The sequence below is a fragment of the Mesorhizobium sp. M4A.F.Ca.ET.050.02.1.1 genome, assembly GCF_003997725.1.
Classification (GTDB): Bacteria; Pseudomonadota; Alphaproteobacteria; order Rhizobiales; family Rhizobiaceae; genus Mesorhizobium.
Map to the genome: position 1 here is coordinate 1 of NZ_RZSG01000024.1, position 23864 is coordinate 23864.

Here is a 23864-nt window from a genome sequence, read left to right on the forward strand (position 1 = left end):
ACCGGATTGTTCTTGCTTGTGTCCGGAGTAGAGCTGATTGGGGTAATAAGAAATCCTAATTTGAGTGCGATGCGATACGGAAAAGATCAAGACCCAGCCGGCATGCGTATTAGAATGTTTATCATTGTGGCCATGCTGGCAACGTTCACCACTGCGGCGATCATCTGTCCGCAATTTGCAGTGAGGTTTGGGGTGGGAAATGTCTGCTAATATTGAACTGGCGGCTGCGGGGAGTTTAACCGCCTGAAAGGCGACCATGCCAAGCCGCAGCCGTTCAATGATCCTTATCGGAGCTTTCTCGCTACATCCTCCGGCCTAATGTGCGTGTACCGAAAAAGCATACGATAGTCTCGGTGCCCGCTGATCAACGCCACTTCCGGCACCGACAAACCCATCTCAAAAAATCTGCTGACAGCTTCGTGGCGGAGGTCATGGAACAGAAGGTTCTTGAGGCCGGTCTTGACCAGACGTTCCCATGCCTGTCTGAATGCTCCCGGGCTAATCGGGAACACGGTTTCGCCCCTCACAGGAATCTTCGAGAGAACGGTCGCAGCCCGTGTCGTGAGCGGTACCTTACGAGAGTTGCCGTTCTTGGTCAGGGGAAGGATAGCCGTTCGGGCATCCAAATCGACGTGCTTCCATTCGAGGCTAAGAAGTTCGCCACGACGCATTCCCGTCTCAACGGCCAATTCCAGCATCGGGGCGAGATACCAAGCCCGGCTGCCCTTAAGAGCCTGCCCGAGGGCATTCTGTTCATGATGCTCCAATCGCCTGTCTCGTGCGTTTTGAACGGAAGGCAGTTTGACACCTTCGAAAGGATTCCGGGACAGGGGAATACCCCATTCACGGCGAGCCACTTCAAGGCAATGTCGTAGCAGTGCCAGCTCTCGCCTGACAGTTGCCGGCTTCACTGTGGCCAGCCGTTGGTCCCGATAGGCAGCTATCATCGTGCTGGTCAGCTTTGACAGGGGTAGACCTGCCATAGGTGATCGCAGCAGTACCCTGATCTTGAACGACTCCCGGTCAGCGCCACGCTTTCGAACCGAGATTGCCGTTTCATATCTCCGTAGCAGGCTGTCGAGAGTGATTGAATCAAGCCGTGTAACGGACGGCAGGATATCCCGCCGATCTATCCGTTGTTCCTGTTCTCGTGCCCACAGGACCGCATCAGCCTTCAGACTGAACGAGGCCGTTAAAGTCGGAAACCCGGTGCGCCTAATTTGAACATGCCAAGAGTTCCCCCGCTTTCGAAATGACGCCATCCAAACCGCCTTGTGCCAAAAGTGTGCCAAGGCTGTCCCACGGGCAGTAAGGGTCAGAGAAAGTGAACCGAATAAGTCAATTAAATCAATGACTTATGGCGGAGAGGGAGGGATTCGAACCCCCGATGCCCTTGCGAGCATGCCGCATTTCGAGTGCGGTGCATTCGACCACTCTGCCACCTCTCCGCGGTCATGGTCGGCCGTTGCCGGCGCGGCGCACTAGATAACGACTGGACGTAAAGGTTACAAGGCCAAATCTGCCGGATGAGCGGCTTCTTTGACGCGGTGTCGATTTGGTCACGGCCAGGCGGCTCCGACGGGCCGGCAGACGGCCAGTCCGCGAGCGTCATGGTCCGCCTCGCATACGGGCGGCAGCCGGCCCAGGCATCGCGAACTGCCGGACGTTCATGGTGTCGGCTGCTTGCCTTGACTTTGACCGGACCTTCGGTTAGGGAACGCGCGCAATCGGCGTGGAGGGTTCTTCCGCGCCGCTTGTTTTTTGAACCCGCAGACTGACAAAAAGACGGCCGAACCGCTCGATGCGGTTCATCGAGGCCGACCGAACAGCGAAAGGCAAAAAATGTTCGCAGTCATCAAAACGGGCGGCAAGCAGTATCGCGTCGCCGCCAACGATCTCCTGAAGATCGAGAAACTCGAAGCCAAGGTCGGCGACATCGTCGAGATCGGCAATGTGCTGGCGCATGGCGAGGGCGAGAACGTCACCTTCGGCGCGCCGTTCGTCGATGGCGCTCTGGTCACGGCCGAAGTCGTCGAACAGGGCAAGAACCGCACCGTCATCGCTTTCAAGAAGCGCCGCCGGCAGAATTCGCGCCGCAAGATCGGCCACCGCCAGCTTCTGACCACCGTCAGGATCGCCGAGATCCTGCTGGGTGGCGCCAAGCCGGCGAAGAAGGCCGCCGCCAAGCCGGAAGCCAAGGCCGAGGCTGCTGTCGAGGCGAAGGCCGAAGCCGCTCCGAAGGAGGCCAAAGCCAAGAAGGAAGCTGCTCCGAAGGAAGAAGCCAAGGCCGAAGCAGCCGCCGCGCCGCTGTTCAAGGCGCCGAAGGGCGAGCCGGACGACCTGACGGTGATCAAGGGCATCGGCCCGGTTGCCGCCAAGGACCTCAACGAGCAGGGGATCATCACCTTCGCGCAGCTCGCCAAGCTCACCGACAAGGACGTCGCCAAGATCGACGAGCACATGCCGTTCAGCGCCGACCAGATCAAGGACTGGCGCGAGCAGGCCAAGGAGCTGGCGAAGAAGTAAGGCGGAGCCGGCGAAACGATCGCCGGATCGGACTTGAAACGGAACGCGAACGCGTTCATAAGACCATTCAAACGCCCTCGCGGCGTATCGGAGTTAGTTAGATGGCACACAAGAAAGCTGGCGGTTCGTCGCGCAACGGTCGCGACTCGCACTCCAAGCGGCTCGGCGTGAAGAAGTTCGGCGGCGAAGCCGTGCTTGCCGGCAACATCATCATTCGTCAGCGCGGCACGCAATGGCATCCGGGCACTAACGTAGGCATGGGCACGGACCACACCCTGTTTGCGCTCGAAGCCGGCGCAGTCGCCTTCAACAAAAAAGCCAACGGCCGAACCTACGTCTCGGTGAACCCGATTACCAAAGCAGCGGAGTAGCCGGTTCCGCACCACAACACCGGCACCCATCTCGGGAACCGGTGTCTGGCCAGGCCAGGAAAAGGATCAGGGGAGATGGGTTTCCATCTCCCCTTTTTCTTTGCCTGGAGGACTGAAAATGGTTGCCGAAGCGGAAGACACGGACGACGAAAGTTACGCGATAGACTGCCCGGTGCTGGCCACCGAGCGGCTGGTGATGCGCGCCCCGCGCGACAGCGACATCGGGCAACTGGTGGCGCTCGCCGACAATCGTCACGTGGCCGAGATGCTGGTTCGCATGCCGCATCCCTACGGCGAGGCCGAGGCACGCGCCTTCCTCGCCATGGCGGCGTCGCGTCGCGCCGGCATCGTCTACGCGCTGACGCTTGCCGGCACCGGCACCTTCGTCGGCTGCGCGGGGCTCAACACCACCGATCGCGGGCTGGAGCTCGGCTATTGGATCGGTGAACCTTACTGGAAGCGTGGCTACGCCACGGAAGCGGCGCACGCGCTGGTCGACCTCGCCTTCCAGAGGACCTCGATCCAGGTGCTGCAGGCCTCGACCCGGGTCATCAACCCGGCCTCTCGCCGGGTCATTCACAAGTGTGGCTTCCAGTATGCCGGCCAGGGCATGCTGAACTCGATCGTCGCCGGCCAGGTGCCGGTCGAGCGCTACCGGCTCGATCGCAAGACGTGGACCAGCTTGCGCAACTGGGTCCACTTTTGATGTGTGCCGATATTCAGGTGAGGCCGGTCTGCAAACGTTGGTTTCCTGTGCTTCCGGTGCTCACGTGCCTCAAGCACGCTCCGCTCCGGTTCTCGGAAACCAGCGTTTTCGACTCGGCCTGACCTGAATCTCGACACACATCAGCGCATCGCTTCGACAGTTCGGAAAGTTTTCCAGGTCAATCCAATTCGGCCCAGACCGGCAGATGGTCCGAACCCACCGCTTGCCGGTCGACCCAGAGGCGCTTCAGCGATCTGGCGAGCGAGGCGCTGGTGAAGATGTAGTCGATGCGCTTGTGGCGGCTCGCATCGTCGGGCCGTTTCGGGTCGACCCAGGTGGCGAGATCCGGGACGCCGAGGCGCTCCGCGACATCGACAGCGAGATCGGCGGTGAGCGGCATGCCGAATTCGTGGTCCGGGCGGCCGGCAAGGTCGACATATTCGGGCGAGCCGGGCAGCATGTTGAAGTCGCCCATGACGATGAAGGCTTCCGGGTAGGGCAGATCCGGCAGGCCGATCTCGGGAATGCCGGAAAGGCCGCCGCCCTCCAGCGCATAGTTCAACAGGCGCTGACGCAGGAACCGGATCTGGCTTTGACGTTCGACAGGGCTGCGATGGTCGAGATGCGTGGAGTAGAAGCGGATAAAGCCGAGCGGTGTCTCGATCAGCGCCTCGAGCGCGCCACGCTGGAAATTCATCGCCTCCAGGCTGCGGCTGCGCGGAAGGAGAAGGTTGCGCGACAGATGAATGGGTGTCTTCGACAACACCATGTTGCCGAGCTGGAAGGTGGTCGTGATGGCGCGGCCGGCCTCCAGGCGCGAGCTGATATTGACCTCGAAATTGCTGCCATAGGCGGCAAAGTAGTCAGGCAGCGCCTCGCCGAGTTCGGCCACCATGTCGCGGTTGTTGTTCCTGGGGTTGTTGCGGGTGACCTCCTGCAGCGCGATCACGTCGGCGCCGCGCACGGCATCGGCGATGCGGGAAACATCGTAACGGTCGTCGAGACCTATGCCATACTGGATGTTGTAGGTGACAAGCTTCATTGCCGCGCCCCTTCAGTCCCGCCCGCCAACAGTGCTACCGCGTCCTTTGCAAAAGGGCATCCGGCGCTTTAGTCGCAAATCGGCCTCGCGCTGTGCCCCGCCTTGGTTTAAGGCATGTCGAGATTCAGGTGATGCCGGCCTGCAAATGCCGGTTTCCTGCGCTTCCGGTGCTCGCGTACTTAAGCACGCTTCGCTCCGGTTCTCGGAACTCGCCATTTTCGGCTCGGCCTGACCTGAATCTCAACATGCCTTAGAGCAATCGCTCAAGGCCATCAGCAGAAACTCGAAACGACGATGAAATTTCTCGACCAGGCAAAGGTTTATATCCGCTCCGGCGACGGTGGCGCCGGCTCGGTGTCGTTCCGGCGCGAGAAGTTCATCGAGTTCGGCGGGCCGGATGGCGGCGATGGCGGCCGCGGCGGCGATGTCTGGGCGGAGGCGGTCGACGGACTGAACACGCTGATCGACTATCGCTATCAGCAGCACTTCAAGGCCAAGACCGGCACGCACGGCATGGGCCGCAACATGACCGGCGCCAAGGGCGCCGACGTCACGCTGAAAGTGCCGGTCGGAACCCAGATCTTTGCCGAGGACAATGAGACGCTGATCTGCGACATCACAGTGGTCGGCCAGCGCTTCCTGCTTGCCAAGGGCGGCAATGGCGGCTTCGGCAACCAGCATTTCAAGACCTCGACCAACCAGGCGCCGCGCCGCGCCAATCCCGGCCTGCCGGGCGAGGAGCTCAGCATCTGGCTGCGGCTGAAGCTGATCGCGGATGCCGGCCTGGTCGGCCTGCCCAATGCCGGCAAGTCGACCTTCCTCGCCGCCGTCACCGCTGCCAAGCCGAAGATCGCCGACTATCCCTTCACCACGCTCTATCCCGGCCTCGGCGTCGCCCGCATCGACGGCCGCGAATTCGTCATCGCCGACATCCCCGGGCTGATCGAGGGCGCGCATGAGGGCGTCGGTATTGGCGACCGGTTCCTCGGCCATGTCGAGCGCACGCGCGTCTTGCTGCATCTCGTCTCCGCCCAGGAGGAGAATCCTGGCAAGGCATACAAGACCGTGCGTGCCGAGCTCGAGGCCTATGGCCATGGGCTGGCTGAGAAGGTCGAGATCGTGGCGCTCTGCCAGATCGACATCCTCGACGCCGAGGGGCGCAAGAAGAAGACGGCCTCGCTTAAGCGCGCCGCCGGCCGCGCGCCGATGCTGTTGTCGGCCGTCACCGGCGAAGGCGTGGAAGCGGTGCAGCGCGCGCTGATGGCTGTCGTGGCCGAGGCGCGCGACGCGGTTCCCGCTCCCGCCGACACGCGCTGGCAGTGACCATGCAGTCGCTGAAGAAATACCGGCGCATCACCGTCAAGATCGGCTCGGCGCTGCTTGTCGACCGCGGCACGGGGCTGAAGCGCGACTGGCTGGATTCGCTGGCCGACGACATTGCGGTGCTTGCCCATGGCGGCGCCGAAGTGCTCGTCGTCTCCTCGGGCGCGATCGCGCTCGGCCGCACCATCCTCGGTCTTGGAAAGAGGGCGCTAAAGCTGGAGGAGAGCCAGGCCGCCGCCGCCGTCGGCCAGATCGCGCTCGCCGGCGCCTGGTCGGACGCGCTCGGCAAGGGCGGGCTGAAATCCGGCCAGATCCTGCTCACGCTCGGCGACACCGAGGAGCGCCGCCGCTACCTCAACGCCCGCGCCACGATCTCGACGCTGCTCAAGATGAAGGCGGTGCCGGTCATCAACGAGAACGATACGGTCGCGACCTCCGAAATCCGCTATGGCGACAACGACCGGCTGGCGGCGCGGGTGGCGACGATGATGGGGGCCGACCTTTTGGTGCTGCTCTCCGACATCGACGGGCTCTACACGGCGCCGCCGGCCAGGGATCCGCAAGCCAAATTCATCCCGGTGGTCGATCGCATCACCCCCGACATCGAGGCGATGGCGGGTGCCGCCGCGTCCGAGCTGTCGCGCGGCGGCATGCGCACAAAGCTCGACGCCGGCAAGATCGCCAATGCGGCCGGCACCGCCATGGTCATCACGTCGGGCACCAGGCTGTCGCCGCTGATGGCGATCGAACGCGGCGAACGCGCCACTTTCTTCAAGCCGAGCACCAATCCGGTGAAGGGCTACAAGACCTGGATCGCCGGGCAGCTCGAACCGGCGGGACGGCTCACCGTCGATGCCGGCGCCATCGGCGCGCTGCTATCGGGCAAGTCGCTGCTGCCGGCGGGCGTCAAGCTGGTCAGCGGCAATTTTTCGCGCGGCGATACGGTGGCGATCCTGTCGCCCGAGGGCCGCGAGATCGCGCGCGGGCTGGTTGCCTACGACGCCGCCGATGCCGTAAGGATCGCTGGCCTGAAGACGGCCGAGATCGAAACCGTGCTCGGCTATGAGGCACGCTCGGCGATGATCCACCGCGACGATCTGGTGGTGAGCGGCGCCGCCAACTGAGACGTGGCCCGCGATTATGGGCGCTCGGGCTCCGGCGGCCATTGGGGTGGATTGCGGTACCTCTCCTGAAAGTCTCGCTGCATTTTCAGAAGTTCGCCGCAACCTCCCAACTCGGTTTCGATGGCAGCCCTGGCTTGTCGATCCAGTTCGGCCTGGGGAAGATCGTTTCCACCTTCAGATAGCATCTCGCGGATGAATTCGGCGGTCGTCGTTACCTTTGGCCCACCTTCTTCCTCCATCGTTTTCTTGAACTTGTCCTCGAGTCGTGCTCGCGGCCCGCACCCATGGGCCTCCTCGACAATGACGAAGATCTGGGAAAGTGGCATCGGTGGTGCGCCGCAATAGCGCTCCGCAAGCCCGATGGAAAACATGGAACTCACCATGGCCATAGCCTTGCCGTCGATGCTCTCCCCGGGTTCGAGCTTGTCGTCGCAGTAATCGGCGGCGCGTAGGGCTGTCGGCGCCAGCATCGCGCCGAGAGCAAACAGGATTATGGCGCTCTTCATGCTGCTCCCCCAAATTTGCAGCCATTGCCGCGAGGGCCGGCCGCGTGTAAATCCACCAAGCTTCACCGGAGCGGTCAAATGCTGAACAAACACCAAGGCGAAGATGTAGCCAGTTTGATGGCACGGACAGGCCGCCAGGCGCGCGCCGCGGCCCGACCGCTGGCCATTGCCACCACCGCCGCCAAGAACGCCGCGCTTGTCGCCATGGCCGAAGCCATTCTTCGCAACGAGCAGGCGATTCTCGACGCCAACGCAATCGACGTCTCGAATGGCGAGGAATCCGGCCTTTCCGGTTCCTTCATGGACCGGTTGAAACTGACACCGTCGCGCATCGAGGCGATGGCCGACGGCATTCGCGAGATCGCCGCGCTAAAGGATCCGGTCGGCGACGTGATCGCAGAATGGGACCGGCCGAACGGACTCCACATCGAGCGAGTGCGCACGCCGCTCGGCGTCGTCGGCGTCATCTATGAAAGCCGGCCGAATGTGACGGCCGATGCCGGCGCGCTCTGCCTCAAGGCCGGCAATCCGGTGATCCTGCGCGGCGGCTCGGATTCGCTCAATTCGTCGGCGGCGATCCATGCCTGTATGGTAGCGGGGCTGAAAGCGGCTGGCCTGCCGCAGGATGCCATCCAGCTGGTGCCGACCACCGACCGCGCCGCCGTCGGCGAGATGCTGAAGGGCCTCGGCGGCAATCTCGACGTGATCATTCCGCGCGGCGGCCGCAGCCTGGTCGAGCGTGTTCAGAGCGAGGCGCGGGTGCCGGTCTTTGCCCATCTCGAAGGCATCTGCCATGTCTATGTCGACCGATCGGCCGATCTCGACATGGCGGTGACGATCGCCGTCAATGCCAAGATGCGGCGCACCGGCGTCTGCGGCGCGGCCGAGACGCTGCTTGTCGACCGCGCGGCGGCGGCGACCCATCTCGTGCCCATCCTCGTAGCCTTGCGGGCGGCGGGCTGTGAGATCCATGCCGACGGAGAGGTGCTGAAGGCGTTCTCCGACGCTAGTCCCGCGACCGATGCCGACTGGGTGACCGAGTATCTCGACGCCATCATCGCGGTGAAGCTGGTCGATGGCGTCGCGGGCGCGATCGAGCATATCGAGACCTTCTCCTCGCACCACACCGAAGCGATTCTCGCCGAGGACACGCAGGCGGTGGAGCGCTTCTTCAACGAGATCGATTCGGCGATCCTGCTACACAATGCGTCGACGCAGTTCGCCGATGGCGGCGAGTTCGGCATGGGCGCCGAGATCGGCATCGCCACCGGCAAAATGCACGCGCGCGGGCCGGTCGGCGTCGAGCAACTGACCTCGTTCAAATACCGCGTGCGCGGGTCGGGACAGGTGAGGCCGTGACGTTTTTCGCCGGAAGAGCCTGATGCTGTCCTCTTCCGAGCCCGCCGTCCCATCGCACTATCTACGCATGCCGCATGCCGGCAAAGGGGTTGCGGTTGGCCTGTTCGGCGGCTCGTTCAACCCGCCGCATGCCGGACATGCGCTGGTCGCCGAGATCGCGCTCAGACGCCTGGCGCTCGACCAGCTGTGGTGGATGGTGACGCCGGGCAATCCGCTGAAGAGCACGCGCGAGCTGGCGCCGCTCGCCGAGCGCATCGAACTCTCCGAAAAGACAGCCCGCAACCCGAAGATGAAGGTCACCGCCTTCGAGGCCGCGCATCATTTCCGCTTCACCGCCGACACGCTGGCGCTGGTCAAGGCGCGCAATCCCGGCGTCGACTTCGTCTGGATCATGGGCGCCGATTCGCTGCGCGCCTTCCACCGCTGGCAGCGCTGGCGCCAGATCGTCATGACCTTCCCGATCGCCGTCATCGACCGCCCGGGCGCCACGCTCTCCTTCCTGTCCTCGGTGGTCGCCAAGACCTTCGACTATGCCCGCGTCGACGAGGGCGACGCGCCGCGCCTAGCCCGCATGAAGGCGCCGGCCTGGACCTTCATCCACGGCCCGCGCTCGTCGCTGTCGTCGAGCGCCATCCGCAAGCTGGCGAAGCCATGACCGATCCCGGACTGCCCGCGGTTCATGCTTTCTGGATCGGCGGGCCGCTCGGGGCAATGCACACCGCCTGCCTGAAGTCCTTCGTCAGGGCAGGCCACCGCACGCTGCTGCATGTCTATGACGACCCCGGCGACGCGCCGGCTGGCGTCGAACTCGTCGATGCGACAAGAATCCTGCCACGTGAGCGCATCATCAGGCATCGCAATGGCGGCCTGGCGCTGTTCGCCGACATCTTCCGCTACAAGCTCCTGGCCACCGGCGCCGAGATCTACATCGACTGCGACATGTATTGCGTGCGGCCGCTGTGCCGGCGACCCTATCTGTTCGGCTGGGAAAGCGAGACACGCATCAACAATGCGGTGCTGAGCCTTCCCGTTGGCTCGCCGATCCTCGCCGATCTGGTCGAGACGGTCGACCACCCTAAGCGGTTTCCCGAATGGTATTCGTGGACCAAGCGGCTGCGCTTCGGCGCTTTGCGGGCGCTCGGTAGGGTGAGGGGATTCGAGGACCTGCCGCATGCCTCGATCGGCCCACCCCTGCTGACCTATCTGGCGCGCAAGCACGGGCTGCTGGGCGAGGCTTCGCCGGTGGATGTGTTCTATCCCAATGTCGAGGGCGCTGGCACGCTGCTCGATCCCCGGAAATCCATCGCCGATGTGGTGAAGCCGGAAACGCTGGCGATCCATCTTTGGCACGGCTCGCTTTGGAAGCTGCGGCTGGCCGATGTGCCGCCGAGCTCGCCGTTGGGCGAAATTCTGGCCATGTGAGGTCGGCGCCGCTGCCCGTCCGGCGATGTCGCTTTTGCGGCGGCCTTTCGCCGTGCGGTGGGCGATGCTGCACGAATGCTTGAGAAGAACCGCACCACCATCGAGCGAGAGGATAGCAAGCAGCCGGCGCCGCTGATCGCCATTGCCAGCGTTGTCGTGTCGATGGCGCTGATCGCGATCGGCAACGGGCTGATGTTCGCCTTCATCCCGGTGCGACTCGGCGCCGACGGCTTCGATCCGACCTGGGCCGGGCTGATCGTCACCGGGCTGTCGGCCGGCGGGCTCGCCGGCTGCATCCTGACTGGCCCGCTGGTGCGCCGGGTCGGGCATGCGCGCGCCTTCATGGTGCTTTCGGCGCTGATCGCGCTCTCCAACGCCGCGATCGGCGCAGGGCCGATCCCGCTCATCTGGATCGCGGCGCGCGCGCTCTACGGGTTCGCCATATGCGGCCTGTTCATCGTCGCCCAGAGCTGGCTGAACGATGCCGTGGCCAATGCCATACGCGGCCGCGTCATGGCGGTGTTCTATGTTGCCTATGTCGCGGGCCTCGGTGTCGGCTATGCGACGCTCGCCGCCATCGACATCCGGACGTCGGCAGCGCCGCTGATCGGCATCGCCTTCACGGCGCTGTCGATCCTGCCGGTCGGCATGACGCGGCTGGCGCAGCCGCCACCGCCGCAGGCGGCATCCGTCGCGCTTGGTCGCGCTTGGCGGATCTCGCCGGTCGGCGTCGCCGGCATGCTCGCCGTCGGCGGCCTGTCGATGATCATCTCCGGTTTCGCGCCGATCCATGCCACCGCCAAGGGCTACAGCCAGGCGGATGTGGCGCTGCTGTTGTCGGCCATGCCGGTCGGCACGCTGATCCTGCAGATACCGCTCGGCTGGATCTCGGACCGGACCGACCGGCGCTATGTGCTGATCGGCGCGGCACTGCTTGCCCTCGTTGCCAGCCTGTTCGCCATCACCTTCGACGGCGGGGCGCTGGGCGTTCTGCTTGCGGTCTATCTGATCTGGGATGGGGCGTCGGAATCGATCTATTCGCTATCCAGCGCGCACGCCGCCGACCGCGCGGGCAAGGATGACCTGCTGGCCCTGTCGAGCTCGATGCTTTTTGCCTGGTCGCTGGCCGGGTTCGTGGTGCCGGGCATCGTGACGGCGCTTTCCGCGGTCTACGGCACCGGAACCTTCATCTATGTCGGGATCTTCATTGCCTCGGCGTTCTGCCTGTTCGTCTTGTGGCGGATGCTGGCGGCACGGCCGGTTCCGGCCACCGCGACCGGCAGCTTCGCGCCGATGTGCGCGCAGGCGCCGCTGCCGGTGGAGCTCGCCTTCGCGCCGGACGAGCAGCGTCGCTCCGGCAATTAGCGTTGAGCCTGCGTCCTATTGCCTGGTCACGGACGGTTCCTGGCTCGGCGCTTCCGGTGGCGGCGCCGGGACCGAAATGCCTTCGGCGTCGAAGGCCTGCTTGGCGCGTTTGGTAAGATCGATCTGAGTGGCGAAGAAATCGGCGGCCGAGGTCCAGTAGCGCAGGCTGATGGCGACGCCGCTGTCTCCGACGGTGGAGACGAAGGCAATCGGGACCGGCTCGCGCCTGACGCGCCGCTCTGTGGCGGCGACGCCGAGCATCACCTTTTGCGCCAGGTCGATGTCATTCCAGGAACCGATGGTCAGCGTGACATCGCCGCGCCGCACACCGTTGCGCGTATAATTGCGCACCGGCTGGTTCCAAAGCGTCGAATTGGGCGCCAGCACATAGACGCCGTCGACCGTCCTCAGCCTGGTGGCGAACAGGCCGATCTCCTCCACGGTGCCGGAGATGGGGCCGACCTCGACATATTCGCCGATGCGGAAGGGTCTCAGCGCAAGCAGCATGATGCCGGCGGCGATGTTCTGCAGCGTGCCCTGCAGCGCCAGCCCGATGGCGAGGCCGATGGCGCCGATAGCGGCAATGATCGAGGCCGTCTGCACGCCGAACTGGCCGAGCACCATGATGACGACGAGGATCAGGATGGCGTAGCGCACAATCTTCGAGAAGAAGTGGCGCAGCGTCGCGTCGAAACCATGGACATGGCCGAGCCCGGCAAAGATCGAGCGTTCGGCAAGGCCGGCGACGAGATAGCCGACGACCAGCAATATGACGGCGCCTATGGCCGAGAAGGAGTAGGAAACGATCAGACTGCTGAGCTGCGCAAGGCTTGCCTGCACGGCGAGGAGGGTATCCTGGGGATCGATCGGCATCATGGGAAATCCGGTTGGTGGGCGAGCCGATAACCCATGCGGACGCGATGGGTTCCCGATTTTTCCCGGCCAGCGGAACCAATCGGAAGAGGTCGCGTTTGCGGCGGCACGGGTCGCCGTCTTGAAACTGCAACGGAACTCTGCCTATCTAAGTGGTGTCGCCCTGATTTGGCGGGTGATTTGGTTGTTCTTGCTGCGAAAGGAAAGACACTGAGAACAGCACTGCGGAAGAAGGCCGACATCGTGCCTTCGCCGGCCGGGATCAGCGGAAACGACGCCGTGTCCCGCGCCATCAAGACAGTCCTTGCCAGTCTGGAAGACTCCAAGGCCGAAAACATCGTCTCAATCGACATCCAGGGGAAATCGAGCCTCGGCGACTACATGGTCGTCGCCTCGGGCCGATCGCACCGTCATGTCTCGGCTGTCGCCGATCACCTCCTCAAGGCGCTGAAAGATGCCGGACTCGGCATGGCGCGCGTCGAGGGGCTGGCCGGCGCCGACTGGGTCCTGATCGATTCGGGCGATATCATCGTCCATGTCTTCCGTCCCGAAGTCCGCGAATTCTACAATCTCGAAAAGATGTGGCAGGCGCCGGACCTCGAGGAAGAGACCCTTCACTGAGCCGTATTTGGTGCGTGTCCCCCATCCCTGGGTGACATGCATTTGCGGCTCTTCGAGGCAGGGATGAAGATCACTGTTCATGCCGTGGGCCGGATGAAAGCCGGCCCCGAGAGAGAACTCGCCGACCGCTATTTCGAGCGCTTCGCCAAGAGCGGCCCGGTGGTGGGGCTGGAATATGCCGGCCTTGTCGAGATTGGAGAAGGCCGCGCCCAGACCGCCAATGAGCGCCGGCGCGAGGAAGGCCAGAAGCTGCAGACGATGCTGCAGCAAGGCACGGCGCTGGTCCTGCTCGACGAGCGCGGCAAGAATTTCTCCTCCGAGGATTTCGCCGGCCGCCTCGGCTTGCTGCGCGACGGCGGCCGGAAGGCGTTGGTGATCGCCATCGGCGGCGCCGACGGCCACGACCAGTCGCTGCGCGACCAGGCCGATCTGGTTCTGTCCTTCGGGGCGCTGACTTGGCCGCACCAGCTGGTGCGGGTGATGCTGGGCGAACAGCTCTATCGGGCGGCCACTATCCTTTCCGGGCACCCCTACCATCGTTCGTAGAGCGAAGGCTGTGGATCGGCGCGGGCCCGCCCGGATTTTCGCCCCATTGCGGGACAAGGCTGCCCGCGGTCGCCGAACATGGTTGATGGTTCGTTAACGAAGCCGCAGTTAGAGTCGACGCCTGATGTCTGAAGGCTGGAAATCGAAAACGAGCTCCTGGCGCGCGCGCTGTGGTTTGACCGCGGCCGCGATCGTGCTGTCGCTGGGCCCCGTGATGGCCGAGAACACGCTCGACCCGGCGCCCGATCCCGACCAGAGCCGGGCCGAATATGAGCAGGTCTCGAAGGAAATCACGCTTTCTTCCGAGCGGCTGGCCAAGCTCGCTGCCGACATAGCGGCGGTCAAGAAGGATCATGCCTCGATCACAGCGGCGCTGATCCAGTCGGCGATGACCGAGCAGAAGCTCGGTCAGGACATCGAGGATATCGGCGCCAAGCTGGAAGGGCTGAAAGGGGAAGAGCAGAAGATCCGTGCCTCGCTGGCGGCGCGACGCGACGTGCTGGCCGAAGTGCTGGGCGCGCTGCAGCGCATGGGACTCAATCCGCCTCCGGCGATCCTGGTCAAACCGGAGGATGCGCTGTCGTCGGTGCGCAGCGCCATCCTGCTCGGCGCGGTGGTCCCGGAATTGCGCGAGCAGACCGAAATGCTGCTTGCCGACCTCAAGGAGCAGACGCGGGTGACGGCCTCGATCGAGGCCGAGCGGGCACGGCTGACCACGGCGGTCGGCGAACAGACGGCCGAAAAGAAGCGGCTGAGCATGCTGCTCGAGGCCAAGCAGAGGCTTCAGGCCGACACCGAGACGGAGATCGCCGCCGAGAAGCAGCGCTCGCAGGCGCTGGCCGCCAGGGCGGGCAGCCTGAAGGAGCTCATCGCCTCGCTTGAAGCAGACAAAACACGCAAGGCGGCGGACCAGGCCAAGGCGGCCGAGCGGAAATCGGGTGATGTCGACCAGGCGGCACCGAACGGGGCGCCGGCCTCGACGGAACTCGCTTCGCTGCCGGTGCCGGAAGGCAACCGACTCACGGCCGCGGCGCCGTTCTCGGCGCTGCAGGGACAGATCGCGCTGCCGGTCACCGGCAAGATCAAGCGGCGCTTCGGGGCCGATGACGGTAACGGCGCGGTGATGCAGGGCGACATGGTTGCGACACAATCGGGAGCCATCGTCACCGCGCCGGCGGATGGAAATGTGCTTTATGCGGGGCCGTTTCGCTCTTATGGTCAACTCTTGATCCTCAATGCCGGCGACGGGTATCATGTCGTCCTGGCTGGGATGAGCAGAATCAGTGTCGCGACTGGCCAGTCGGTGCTCGCAGGAGAACCGGTCGGCGCGATGGGAGAGGCCCGGGTGGCGAGCACCTCGGCTTCGCAGAATGGAAATGCCACGCCGGAGCTCTATGTCGAGTTCCGCAAGGATGGGAAACCCGTCGATCCGACCCCATGGTGGGCGGACCGTTTTTCTGGAAGGACGTGAAATGATGCGGAAACTTTCGCTTCTGTTCGCCGGCGCGCTGATGGGCGCGTCAGCGATGAGTCTGGTCTACGGCGCGCCAGGCTCGACGGCGAACGCTGCGGGCTCCGAGACTTACAAGCAGCTGGCGATCTTCGGCGATATTTTCGAGCGTGTGCGGGCGCAATATGTGACGCCGCCGGACGACAAGTCGCTGGTCGAGAACGCCATCAACGGCATGCTGGCCTCGCTTGATCCGCACTCGTCCTACATGAACGCCGAGCAGGCGCAGGACATGCGCGTGCAGACCAAGGGCGAGTTCGGCGGCCTCGGCATCGAGGTCACCATGGAGAACGACTTGGTCAAGGTGATCACGCCGATCGACGACACGCCGGCCGCCAAGGCCGGCGTGCTGGCAGGCGACTACATCGCCAAGATCGACGGCGAGGAGGTGCGCGGCCTGACCCTCAACGACGCCGTCGAGAAGATGCGCGGACCGGTCAACACGCCGATCAAGCTGACCATCCTGCGCCAGGGCGCCGACAAGCCGATCGAGCTGACGGTGGTGCGCGACATCATCAAGGTCAAGGCGGTCAAGTTCCGGGTCGAGAACGACGTCGGCTACATGAAGATCACCTCGTTCACCGAGAAGACCTATGACGATCTCGAGAACGCCATCGACACCATCAAGAAGCAGGTGCCGGCCGACAAGCTCAAGGGCTATGTGCTCGATCTGCGCCTCAATCCGGGCGGCCTGCTCGACCAGGCGGTGAGCGTGTCGGATGCCTTCCTCGACCGCGGCGAGATCGTCTCGACGCGCGGCCGCGATCCGAAGGACGTCACCCGCTTCGACGCGAGGGCGGGCGACGACATCGGCGGCAAACCGCTGATCGTGCTGGTCAATGGCGGTTCGGCGAGCGCGTCGGAAATCGTCGCCGGCGCGCTACAGGACCTGCGCCGCGCCACCGTGGTCGGCACGCAGTCCTTCGGCAAGGGCTCGGTGCAGACCATCATCCCGCTCGGCGAGAACGGCGCGCTCAGGCTGACGACGGCGCTCTATTACACCCCGTCCGGCAAGTCGATCCAGGGCAAGGGCATCACGCCTGACATAAAGGTCGAGCAGCCGCTGCCGGCGGACCTGCAGGGCCGGGACCTGACGCGCGGCGAATCGGACCTCAAGGGCCATATCAAGGGCGCCGACGAGAGCTCGACCGGCTCCGGCTCGGCTGCCTATGTGCCGCCGGATCCGAAGGACGACTTGCAGCTGATCTATGCCGAGCAGCTTTTGCGCGGCCAGAAGACCGATCCGGCGTTCCCGCCGAATCCGCAGAAGGCCGTGCTCAACCAGTAAGGATTCGGCGGACCAGACCAAGAGGTCTGGCCGCCTGATCGAAGCAATGCGATGCTGCCGGGACCGCGAGGTTCCGGCAGTTTGATTCGGGGACGCGGCTGGCGCGCCGCGCCCGAGGCGTGGCAGGCGCCGAGAAGGCTTGGATTGGCGTTGGCGTTCCGGGAGGTGACCCACCTGCCGGTCCCAATGCATCGGGGTTGCGGCTTGGTGGACATCGGCAAGGACATAGAGCGACCACTCGGGCAGGCTCTCAGGCCGCAGCGTGTTGCGTCGCGCGGCATCAGCACCGGCGCGGTCGCGGCGACGCTCGCCGTGCTTGCGGTGATCGGCGTCTCCGGCGCGATCGCGTTGCGCGAAAAACCGTTCCGCAAGCCGCAAGAGGTCGCGGTGTCGACGCCGAAGGTGGCGCCGGCCCCGGCCGCAACGCCTGCCCCGGCACCCACCGCGGAGGCGGCGACGGCGGCACCCAAGGTCGAAACGCCCAAGGCCGGCGGACCGCAGATCATCCATGTCCAGACCGAGGAAGGCGACGGCCCGCCCAAGGCGGCCATCGTCATCCGCGATCCTTCCGCGATCGGCCAGAACCTGAAGATCGCGCATATCCCCGACAAGGCGTTGATCGAAGCCAGCGACACCGGCCCGCTGCCGGCCCGCGCCGCCGACGGCAGGCGACCGTTCGACGTCTATGCGCGGCCGTGGTCGGGGTCGCGCGGCGCACGCGTGGCGATCGTTATCGGCGGGCTCGCCGTCTCCCAGACCGGCACGCAGGCGGCCATCGCCAAATTGCCGGCCGAGGTGACGCTGGCGTTCGCGCCGCAAGGCAACAGCATCGGCCGCTGGATGCAGGCGGCGCGGCAGAGCGGGCACGAGATCGTCTTGCAGATCCCGCTCGAACCATTCGACTATCCCAACATCAATCCCGGCCGTAACACGCTGACTGTGGCGGCGAGCCCGGACGAGAACCTGAAAAGCCTGCACTGGGCGCTGTCGCGGACGACCAACTATACCGGCGTCATGAACTATATGGGGGCGCGGTTCTCGGCCGACGCGGCCGCGATGGCGCCGTTCATCGCCGAGCTCGGCAAGAGGGGTCTCGCCTATGTCGACGACGGCTCGTCGGCGCGCAGCCTGGCGCCGGACCTGGCGCTGAAGGACGGCGTGCCGTTCGTCGCCGGCGACACATCGATCGACGCGGTGCAGGATCGCGGCGCGATCCTGAAGAAGCTGGACGAGCTGGAAGCCACCGCGCGGGCCAAGGGCACCGCCGTCGGCATCGGCTCGGCCTTCGATCTCACGGTCGACACGGTTTCGGCCTGGGTGGCCGAGGCGAAAAAACGCGGCATCGAGATCGTGCCGATCTCGGCGGTAGCGATCGATCCGCAAAAAGGCTAACAGCCGTCCCGATAATTTTACTCCGGCGGGCATCTGGCGACGTTTTCTGCGCGTCTACAGCGCCGCGCGTCCTTTGGATGGGCAAAGGACGCTATAGCTTTTTTGATTTGCGTATGATCCTTTCCGAAACATCGGTTTCGATTTTCGGGGTCATACGCGCTGTTCACGTCCTTTAAGTACGCTCCGTTCCGGTTCTCGAAATCGCTCGCCACCTGCCTCGCCGGAGCGAATTCTCAAAACGGCTGGAACTTTCATTTATGGCCAAAAACGTCGATCCCGAAACCCTGCCTTACCGTCCATGCGTCGGCCTGATGATCCTCAATGGCGACGGGCTGGTCTGGGTCGGCCATCGCATCGCCGAATCGGACAGCGAGTTCTCCGGCACGACGCAGCTCTGGCAGATGCCGCAGGGCGGCATCGACAAGGGCGAGGAGCCGCTCGAGGCGGCGGAGCGGGAGCTCTACGAGGAAACCGGCATGCGCTCGGTCTCGCTGCTCGCCGAGGCGCCGGACTGGATCAACTACGATCTGCCGGCGCATCTGGTCGGCGTCGCCCTCAAAGGGCGCTATCGCGGCCAGACGCAGAAATGGTTCGCCTACCGCTTCCATGGCGATGTCGGTGAAATCCAGATCAATCCGCCGCCGGGCGGCCACACCGCCGAGTTCGACAAATGGGCGTGGCGGCCGATGCAGGACCTGCCCGGCCTGATCGTGCCGTTCAAGCGCCAGGTCTATGAGGAGGTGGTTGCGGCGTTTCAGCACCTGGTCTCATAAGGCGCAAACACGTCTTTCCAAAAACCGGGTTCCAACTTTTAGCGATCATGCTCTATTGATGGCCGATGCAATGGGGGCCGGCATGGACGACGCCGCCGAAAGGCCTATCCCGAACACAGAAGCTGCCGGACCGGTCAGCGAGGCCGTGGCCGGGGCGATCCTGAGCATCGATCTCGGCGCCATCAGGGAGAACTACCGGCGGCTGAAAGCGCGGGCGGGCAGCGCCCATTGCGCCGGCGTGGTCAAGGCCGACGGCTATGGGCTGGGCGCCGCGGCGGTGGCGGCGACGCTGGCGGCGGAAGGCTGCACCAGCTTCTTCGTCGCGCTGCTCTCCGAAGGCATTGCGCTGCGCAAGGCGCTCGGGCCCGGCCCGGTGATCCATGTGCTGAACGGGCTGCCGCCGGGCTCGGAAAACGAGGCCGTCGAAGCCGGCCTTTGCGTCGTCATCAACAGCTCAACGCAACTCACGGCCTGGAGCGAGGCTGGTCAACAGGCCGGCCGCAAGCTGCCGGCCGCGATCCAGGTCGACAGCGGCATGTCCAGGCTCGGCATGCCGCCGGCGGAGGTCGAAGAGCTGAGCCACAAGCCCGATTCCTTCGAAGGTATTGCGGTCACCCTGGTCATGAGCCATCTCGCCTGCGCGGACGAGCCGGCACATCCGGCCAACGAGCGGCAGTGGCTGACGTTCGAGCGCTTGCGCAAGATGCTGCCCGAGGCGCCGGCTTCGCTGGCCAATTCCTCCGGCATCTTTCTCGGGCCGGCCTTCCAGTTCGATCTCGTCCGCCCCGGGGCGGCGCTCTACGGCATCAATCCGACGCCGACGGATCCGAACCCGATGCTGCCAGTGGTGCGGCTGCAGGCCAAGGTCGTGCAGACGCGAAGCGTCGAGAAGGGGGCAGGCGTCGGCTACGGCCACACCTATCGCGCGCAGGATGCGCTCAGGCTGGCGACGATTTCGCTCGGCTATGCCGATGGCTGGCACCGGCGCGCCGCCTCGGCCGCCTGGTTCGAGAACGTGCGGTTGCCCTTTGTCGGAAGGGTGTCGATGGATTCGATCATACTCGACATTTCCGCCTTGCCGCCCGGCAGGCTCGGCGAAGGCGATCTGGTCGAACTGCTTGGTACGTCACAGAGCGTCGACGACGCGGCCGGCCATGCCGGCACGATCGGCTACGAGATCCTGACCAGCCTCGGACCGCGTTTTCACCGGCGCTATGTGGGCGGCTGAGGTTTTTCAATATCGCGGCCTGGCGCGGCCACTTGGCGGACGCCGCAAAATCCGGCAGACAGTGGGCGACGACCCCGGCCTGCGCATGGCTCCGAAAATCGGCAACGATCTTCGCGCAAGGATCATGCGCCACATAACAGTGAGAGCCCTGACCAGACGTCGTCGTGGAGAGCGATGCGATGAAGATCTTCGTGCTGGGCGGCGGTGTGATCGGGGTCACCACCGCTTACTTCCTCGCCGAGGCCGGCCACGAGGTGACGGTGTTCGATCGCCAGAAAGGTCCGGCACTGGAAACCAGCTTCGCCAATGCCGGCGAGGTCTCGCCAGGCTATGCCTCGCCCTGGGCCGGCCCGGGCATCCCGCTGAAGGCGATCAAATGGCTGCTGATGAAGCATGGCCCGCTGGTGGTGCGGCCGGCCTTCGATCCGCATATGTGGACATGGCTCTTGAAGATGCTGCGCAACTGCACCGCCGAGCGCTATGCGCTCAACAAGTCGCGCATGGTGCCGCTTGCTGAATACAGCCGCGATACGCTGAAGACGCTGCGCCAGACGACCGGCATCGCCTATGACGAGCGGGCCAAGGGCACGCTGCAGCTTTTCCGTACGCAAAAGCAGCTCGACGGCACCGGCGGCGACGTCGAGGTACTGAAGAAATACGGCGTTCCCTATGAAGTCCTCGACGCCGAGGGCTGCATCGCCGCCGAGCCGGCGCTGGCCGGCGTGCGCGGAAAATTTGTCGGCGGTCTCAGGCTGCCGGGCGACGAAACCGGCGACTGCAAGATGTTCACCGACCGGCTGGCGGAGCTCTGCGTGGCGCGCGGCGTCACCTTCGAATACGACACCGTGATCAGGCGAATCATCCGCAGCCGCAACCGTGTGCACAACATCCACACCAGCAAGGGCTGGAAGGCGGCGGATGCCTATGTGATGGCGATGGGCAGCTATTCAGCGCAGGCAATGCGCCGGGTGAAACGGCCAATCCCGGTCTACCCGGTCAAGGGCTATTCGATCACCGTGCCGATCAAGGATGCCGATGCCGCGCCCGTCTCGACGGTGATGGACGAGACCTACAAGGTGGCGATCACCAGGCTCGGCGATCGCATCCGCGTCGGCGGCACGGCTGAGATTTCAGGCTTCGACATGAGGCTGCACGAGTCGCGCCGGCGTACGCTGGAGCATTCGGTCGGCGATCTCTTCCCGGGCGGCGGTGATCTCAAGACCGCGACCTTCTGGTGCGGCTTGCGGCCAATGACGCCGGACGGGCCTCCGCTGGTCGGCCGCAGTGAGCTGTCAAACCTCTATCTCAACACCGGCCACGGCACGCTCGGCTGGACCATGGCCTGCGGCTCGGCCAAGGTGCTGGCCGACATCATCTCCAGCCGGGTGCCGGAGATCAACGCGCACGACCTCGGGCCGGAACGCTACCTGAAATAGTGCGGCGGCCTTAAGCTTTGTGCATGTCGTTGTCCGAAAACCGCTGCATGCTTTTGGGCGACATGCATCAAAATGCCTGCTTCACCCAGCTCTGGCTGAACAGCAGCCTGTAGGCCCAGGGGATCGTCACATTGGTGGCGACCGGGGTCGAGTGCGCGAGGTAGTCGTCATAAACCGGCCTCATCCTGGCATAGAAGGCGGGGTCGAGAACGGTCATGCCGTTCTCCGAGTCATGGAAGAAGCTGCGGTTGTTGAGGTTGACCGACGAGATCGCCACCAGCCGCTCATCGATCATCATGATCTTGGAATGCAGCACCACGTCGGGCGCCTTGAATTCGCGGATGTCGATGCGGTCGCCGTACTTCTCGACGAACAGCTTGTTGAGCGCGGTAAGGAACTTGCCGCCGATATCGCCCTTGAGGTCGATGCGGCCGACAATGTCGATCCTGACGCCTCTCGCCAGCGCCCGGTCGAAGGCCAGCGCGAGCTTCGGCGTCAAATTCAGGTAAGGATTGACGATCTGGATATGGTGCTCGGCGGTGTCGATCAATTCGACGAAATAGTTCTCCAGCGCGTGCCCGTCCTCATAGGGCGCGGAGATGAAATGCCGGGCGACGCCTTGCGGGAGCCGGCCGCTGGCGCGGACCGGAATCGAAAACGGCCGCGAGATATTGGTGTCGGCATCGCGCAGCCATACGGTCGACAGATGCGCGGCGAGCGTCTGGACCATCGCCGGATCGGCGAACTCAATGTCGAAGTCGCTCCAGTTCGAATAGTAGTTCAGCGAGAAGCCGTCGGTCCTGCCGTATTGCTGCAGGTCCGGATAGCGCGACAGGTCGACCGGTCTGTGGAACAGGAAGCCGTCATGGATGTTGCGGCCGCCGATGATGACGCGCGAACGGCCGGGATCGTCGGCCAGCGCCGCCAGCATCTTGACGTGATGGGTCTTGTGCAGCTGTGAGATCTGCTCGTCGATCGGCGCGCCATGGTCGGCCCGCCAGCGGTATTCCTGAAGCTGGACATTGGGGAATTCCGCCGCCAGCCGGTGCAGCAGGACGTCGTCCTTCTCGCGCTCCAGCACATCGGTGACCAGGATGCGCACCTTGGTGCCCAAGGCGGCATGGTGGCGGACCAGCCGCTCCATGACGCGGCCGGAAAAGTCCGCCTTGAACTCCAGTGACGACAGATAGATCAGCCTGAGTTTCGGCGCATGGGTGAAGTCGAGCGGCAGCTCCGGATCGGCCTTGTCGAGGGCGCTGTCGGAAAGCCTTGTGCCCAGCAAGGCCTCGACCTTGGCGTTGAACCCATCGCGCGACTTGCGCAGCAAAAGCGGTTTGCCGAGCGGCAGCGCGCAGGTCTGCGACAGCCAGCGGCCGGCATAGAACACACGGTCCAGTTTCTTCAACCCCGACGGATCGGGCACCGGACAGCGATCGTAGCGGCTGTCGAGCGCGGCGACCCATGGGTCGGCGACCTCCTCGCGCAGGATGGTCAGCGGTGCGCCGGCGGGGGCGAGGTCGGAGCGGACACGCAGGTCGCAGCGGGTCAGCGCTTCATCGGGAAACAGGCTTGCTGATGTTTCTGCCGCCGGCAGGCTGAGATGAAACGCCGAGCCCGCCGCAATGCTGCTTGATCGTCCCGAGGCGCGGATTGCCAGCGGCCCGTCGCAGGAGCCACCTATGTCGATCGGCTTCCGGCCGGCCTGACGAAGCACGATCTCGACCGAGCGCGCCTCCAGTCCGGAAAAACTGAATATCCTCGGCGCGAAAGGCCGGGCGGCGGCATCGAGATAGAGCGTCTGGCGCGACATGCGCCAGCGCCCGGTGAAATGATCCTCGCCGGGCTTATCGCGGGTTGGCGTCAGCTCGGTCTTGTCGAGCGGCCTCGCCAGCCGCTGCAGCGTCCGGTAGGTCGCCTGGAAACGGCTGTTCTGGACATCACGCCAGTCATGGCCGAAACGGCCGGTGCCGTTCGTGCGATCGAGCGCGTCGAGCCGGCTCTGGGCGAGCAGCGCCTGGAACCGCTTCTCGTAGGCGCCGTTGTCGTCATTCCCGAAGTATTGTGCGGTTGCGATCTCGGTGCCGGTGGTGTCGGCCGAGACCGGCGGCCGGTCGCAGGTATCATCGCCCGGAAAGAAAGCGCAGGCGGAACGGCCGGGCATGCCGGCGCAGCCGGCCGTTGCCGCGAGCGCCAGCCAGAGCAGGGCCAGGCATCCGAAATTGCGCCGCGTCACCCGGTGGCCCCGTTCATGGCCTTGAGCTGGGCGGGATCGCGTGGCGGCATGAAGCCCTGCGGGAAGATCTTGCAGACGGGGACGGCGAACGTGGCGATCAGGAGTTCGGCCTCGTCGCGCATCGCCCTCGTCGCGCTCTTGTCGTCGCGGATCGCTCGCGCCGAGGCGACAAGGGCGCCGTCGCAGTCGCAATGGTTGTGGCGGGCGATGTAGCAGGCGT

At 64.6% G+C, this 23864-nt stretch carries 23 protein-coding genes, 1 tRNA gene and 1 pseudogene; 18 read left to right on the forward strand and 7 right to left on the reverse strand.

The window, feature by feature from the left end; all coding sequences use genetic code 11:
• The coding region (locus tag EOA33_RS39660) for a hypothetical protein (RefSeq protein ID WP_210212545.1) at positions 1-210 on the forward strand (210 nt) is incomplete at its 5' end.
• Positions 211-284: 74 nt separating this feature from the next.
• On the opposite strand, the gene EOA33_RS40205 is transcribed toward EOA33_RS39660, so the two are convergent.
• The gene (locus tag EOA33_RS40205; protein WP_245482218.1) at positions 285-767 is read right to left on the reverse strand and encodes a site-specific integrase; all 483 of its coding nucleotides are present in this window, start codon (positions 765-767) and stop codon (positions 285-287) included.
• 591 nt (positions 768-1358) lie between these two features.
• A tRNA-Ser gene (locus EOA33_RS03765) sits at positions 1359-1448 on the reverse strand.
• A 394-nt stretch (positions 1449-1842) separates the two neighbouring features.
• On the opposite strand from EOA33_RS03765, the gene EOA33_RS03770 reads away from it, so the two are divergent.
• The 3 genes from EOA33_RS03770 to EOA33_RS03780 all read left to right on the forward strand — a co-directional run bounded on the left by EOA33_RS03770 (position 1843) and on the right by EOA33_RS03780 (position 3603).
• Positions 1843-2526, forward strand: a complete 684-nt coding sequence (locus tag EOA33_RS03770) for a 50S ribosomal protein L21 (protein ID WP_127404969.1) — start codon at positions 1843-1845, stop codon at positions 2524-2526.
• A 101-nt stretch (positions 2527-2627) separates the two neighbouring features.
• Entirely contained in the window at positions 2628-2897 is a 270-nt protein-coding gene (gene rpmA / locus EOA33_RS03775) for a 50S ribosomal protein L27 (protein ID WP_127404970.1), read from the forward strand.
• 118 nt (positions 2898-3015) lie between these two features.
• A complete protein-coding gene (locus tag EOA33_RS03780) occupies positions 3016-3603 on the forward strand; it encodes a GNAT family protein (RefSeq protein WP_126057797.1) in 588 nt (195 codons plus the stop codon).
• A 178-nt stretch (positions 3604-3781) separates the two neighbouring features.
• Here the strand turns inward: EOA33_RS03780 and EOA33_RS03785 are convergent, their stop codons facing one another.
• Positions 3782-4645, reverse strand: a complete 864-nt coding sequence (locus EOA33_RS03785) for an endonuclease/exonuclease/phosphatase family protein (RefSeq protein ID WP_126057798.1) — start codon at positions 4643-4645, stop codon at positions 3782-3784.
• Between the two features lie 294 nt (positions 4646-4939).
• On the opposite strand from EOA33_RS03785, the gene obgE reads away from it, so the two are divergent.
• A complete protein-coding gene (gene obgE, locus EOA33_RS03790) occupies positions 4940-5968 on the forward strand; it encodes a GTPase ObgE (protein WP_127404971.1) in 1029 nt (342 codons plus the stop codon).
• A 2-nt stretch (positions 5969-5970) separates the two neighbouring features.
• Complete coding sequence (gene proB / locus EOA33_RS03795; RefSeq protein ID WP_126057800.1) at positions 5971-7092, forward strand: glutamate 5-kinase; 1122 nt, start codon at positions 5971-5973, stop codon at positions 7090-7092.
• A gap of 14 nt (positions 7093-7106) precedes the next feature.
• Here the strand turns inward: proB and EOA33_RS03800 are convergent, their stop codons facing one another.
• Positions 7107-7598, reverse strand: a complete 492-nt coding sequence (locus EOA33_RS03800) for a hypothetical protein (RefSeq protein ID WP_127404972.1) — start codon at positions 7596-7598, stop codon at positions 7107-7109.
• A 78-nt stretch (positions 7599-7676) separates the two neighbouring features.
• On the opposite strand from EOA33_RS03800, the gene EOA33_RS03805 reads away from it, so the two are divergent.
• The 4 genes from EOA33_RS03805 to EOA33_RS03820 all read left to right on the forward strand — a co-directional run bounded on the left by EOA33_RS03805 (position 7677) and on the right by EOA33_RS03820 (position 11744).
• The gene (locus tag EOA33_RS03805; protein WP_126057802.1) at positions 7677-8957 is read left to right on the forward strand and encodes a glutamate-5-semialdehyde dehydrogenase; all 1281 of its coding nucleotides are present in this window, start codon (positions 7677-7679) and stop codon (positions 8955-8957) included.
• Between the two features lie 22 nt (positions 8958-8979).
• Positions 8980-9612 (forward strand): nicotinate-nucleotide adenylyltransferase, encoded by a 633-nt coding sequence (locus EOA33_RS03810; protein WP_245455340.1) that lies wholly within the window; start codon positions 8980-8982, stop codon positions 9610-9612.
• Positions 9609-10379: a galactosyltransferase Lgt5 gene (locus EOA33_RS03815; RefSeq protein WP_127404973.1), complete on the forward strand. Its 771-nt coding sequence runs from the start codon at positions 9609-9611 to the stop codon at positions 10377-10379. The genes EOA33_RS03810 and EOA33_RS03815 overlap by 4 nt, the downstream gene beginning before the upstream one ends.
• Positions 10380-10454: 75 nt before the next feature.
• Entirely contained in the window at positions 10455-11744 is a 1290-nt protein-coding gene (locus EOA33_RS03820) for an MFS transporter (RefSeq protein WP_127404974.1), read from the forward strand.
• A 15-nt stretch (positions 11745-11759) separates the two neighbouring features.
• On the opposite strand, the gene EOA33_RS03825 is transcribed toward EOA33_RS03820, so the two are convergent.
• Entirely contained in the window at positions 11760-12617 is an 858-nt protein-coding gene (locus tag EOA33_RS03825; protein WP_127404975.1) for a mechanosensitive ion channel family protein, read from the reverse strand.
• A gap of 243 nt (positions 12618-12860) precedes the next feature.
• Between EOA33_RS03825 and rsfS the strand changes: the two genes are divergently transcribed.
• The 8 genes from rsfS (at position 12861) to EOA33_RS03865 (ending at position 21411) form a co-directional block, all read left to right on the forward strand.
• Positions 12861-13238: a ribosome silencing factor gene (gene rsfS, locus EOA33_RS03830; protein WP_126059326.1), complete on the forward strand. Its 378-nt coding sequence runs from the start codon at positions 12861-12863 to the stop codon at positions 13236-13238.
• A gap of 63 nt (positions 13239-13301) precedes the next feature.
• Positions 13302-13784 (forward strand): 23S rRNA (pseudouridine(1915)-N(3))-methyltransferase RlmH, encoded by a 483-nt coding sequence (rlmH, locus tag EOA33_RS03835; protein WP_126057805.1) that lies wholly within the window; start codon positions 13302-13304, stop codon positions 13782-13784.
• A 124-nt stretch (positions 13785-13908) separates the two neighbouring features.
• The gene (locus EOA33_RS03840) at positions 13909-15255 is read left to right on the forward strand and encodes a murein hydrolase activator EnvC (protein ID WP_127404976.1); all 1347 of its coding nucleotides are present in this window, start codon (positions 13909-13911) and stop codon (positions 15253-15255) included.
• 1 nt (position 15256) lies between these two features.
• Complete coding sequence (locus tag EOA33_RS03845) at positions 15257-16582, forward strand: S41 family peptidase (RefSeq protein WP_187331394.1); 1326 nt, start codon at positions 15257-15259, stop codon at positions 16580-16582.
• A 204-nt stretch (positions 16583-16786) separates the two neighbouring features.
• Positions 16787-17974 carry a divergent polysaccharide deacetylase family protein gene (locus tag EOA33_RS03850; protein ID WP_127404977.1) on the forward strand — a complete coding sequence of 396 codons (1188 nt, stop codon included), beginning with the start codon at positions 16787-16789 and terminating at the stop codon, positions 17972-17974.
• Positions 17975-18231: 257 nt separating this feature from the next.
• Positions 18232-18747: an RNA pyrophosphohydrolase gene (locus tag EOA33_RS03855; RefSeq protein WP_127404978.1), complete on the forward strand. Its 516-nt coding sequence runs from the start codon at positions 18232-18234 to the stop codon at positions 18745-18747.
• A gap of 82 nt (positions 18748-18829) precedes the next feature.
• Complete coding sequence (alr, locus tag EOA33_RS03860; protein WP_127404979.1) at positions 18830-19975, forward strand: alanine racemase; 1146 nt, start codon at positions 18830-18832, stop codon at positions 19973-19975.
• A 179-nt stretch (positions 19976-20154) separates the two neighbouring features.
• Positions 20155-21411 carry a D-amino acid dehydrogenase gene (locus tag EOA33_RS03865; RefSeq protein ID WP_127404980.1) on the forward strand — a complete coding sequence of 419 codons (1257 nt, stop codon included), beginning with the start codon at positions 20155-20157 and terminating at the stop codon, positions 21409-21411.
• 67 nt (positions 21412-21478) lie between these two features.
• Here the strand turns inward: EOA33_RS03865 and EOA33_RS03870 are convergent, their stop codons facing one another.
• Both EOA33_RS03870 and EOA33_RS03875 read right to left on the reverse strand, forming a co-directional pair.
• A complete protein-coding gene (locus EOA33_RS03870) occupies positions 21479-23572 on the reverse strand; it encodes a phosphatidylserine/phosphatidylglycerophosphate/cardiolipin synthase family protein (RefSeq protein ID WP_127404981.1) in 2094 nt (697 codons plus the stop codon).
• 68 nt (positions 23573-23640) lie between these two features.
• Positions 23641-23864, reverse strand: a pseudogene (locus tag EOA33_RS03875) (hypothetical protein); the annotation flags it as partial.

What these genes read in the sequence shown, in the direction of transcription:
- EOA33_RS03825 (WP_127404975.1), bottom strand. Translation starts at nt 12,617, where the DNA reads ATGCCGATCGATCCCCAGGATACCCTCCTCGCCGTGCAGGCAAGCCTT.
- EOA33_RS03855 (WP_127404978.1), top strand. Translation starts at nt 18,232, where the DNA reads ATGGCCAAAAACGTCGATCCCGAAACCCTGCCTTACCGTCCATGCGTC.
- rpmA (WP_127404970.1), top strand. Translation starts at nt 2,628, where the DNA reads ATGGCACACAAGAAAGCTGGCGGTTCGTCGCGCAACGGTCGCGACTCG.
- EOA33_RS03865 (WP_127404980.1), top strand. Translation starts at nt 20,155, where the DNA reads ATGAAGATCTTCGTGCTGGGCGGCGGTGTGATCGGGGTCACCACCGCT.
- EOA33_RS03870 (WP_127404981.1), bottom strand. Translation starts at nt 23,572, where the DNA reads ATGCCCGGCCGTTCCGCCTGCGCTTTCTTTCCGGGCGATGATACCTGC.
- EOA33_RS03820 (WP_127404974.1), top strand. Translation starts at nt 10,455, where the DNA reads ATGCTTGAGAAGAACCGCACCACCATCGAGCGAGAGGATAGCAAGCAG.
- EOA33_RS03810 (WP_245455340.1), top strand. Translation starts at nt 8,980, where the DNA reads ATGCTGTCCTCTTCCGAGCCCGCCGTCCCATCGCACTATCTACGCATG.
- EOA33_RS03815 (WP_127404973.1), top strand. Translation starts at nt 9,609, where the DNA reads ATGACCGATCCCGGACTGCCCGCGGTTCATGCTTTCTGGATCGGCGGG.
- EOA33_RS03780 (WP_126057797.1), top strand. Translation starts at nt 3,016, where the DNA reads ATGGTTGCCGAAGCGGAAGACACGGACGACGAAAGTTACGCGATAGAC.
- EOA33_RS03800 (WP_127404972.1), bottom strand. Translation starts at nt 7,598, where the DNA reads ATGAAGAGCGCCATAATCCTGTTTGCTCTCGGCGCGATGCTGGCGCCG.
- proB (WP_126057800.1), top strand. Translation starts at nt 5,971, where the DNA reads ATGCAGTCGCTGAAGAAATACCGGCGCATCACCGTCAAGATCGGCTCG.
- alr (WP_127404979.1), top strand. Translation starts at nt 18,830, where the DNA reads ATGGACGACGCCGCCGAAAGGCCTATCCCGAACACAGAAGCTGCCGGA.
- EOA33_RS03840 (WP_127404976.1), top strand. Translation starts at nt 13,909, where the DNA reads ATGTCTGAAGGCTGGAAATCGAAAACGAGCTCCTGGCGCGCGCGCTGT.
- rlmH (WP_126057805.1), top strand. Translation starts at nt 13,302, where the DNA reads ATGAAGATCACTGTTCATGCCGTGGGCCGGATGAAAGCCGGCCCCGAG.
- obgE (WP_127404971.1), top strand. Translation starts at nt 4,940, where the DNA reads ATGAAATTTCTCGACCAGGCAAAGGTTTATATCCGCTCCGGCGACGGT.
- EOA33_RS03770 (WP_127404969.1), top strand. Translation starts at nt 1,843, where the DNA reads ATGTTCGCAGTCATCAAAACGGGCGGCAAGCAGTATCGCGTCGCCGCC.
- EOA33_RS03845 (WP_187331394.1), top strand. Translation starts at nt 15,257, where the DNA reads ATGATGCGGAAACTTTCGCTTCTGTTCGCCGGCGCGCTGATGGGCGCG.
- EOA33_RS03805 (WP_126057802.1), top strand. Translation starts at nt 7,677, where the DNA reads ATGCTGAACAAACACCAAGGCGAAGATGTAGCCAGTTTGATGGCACGG.
- EOA33_RS03785 (WP_126057798.1), bottom strand. Translation starts at nt 4,645, where the DNA reads ATGAAGCTTGTCACCTACAACATCCAGTATGGCATAGGTCTCGACGAC.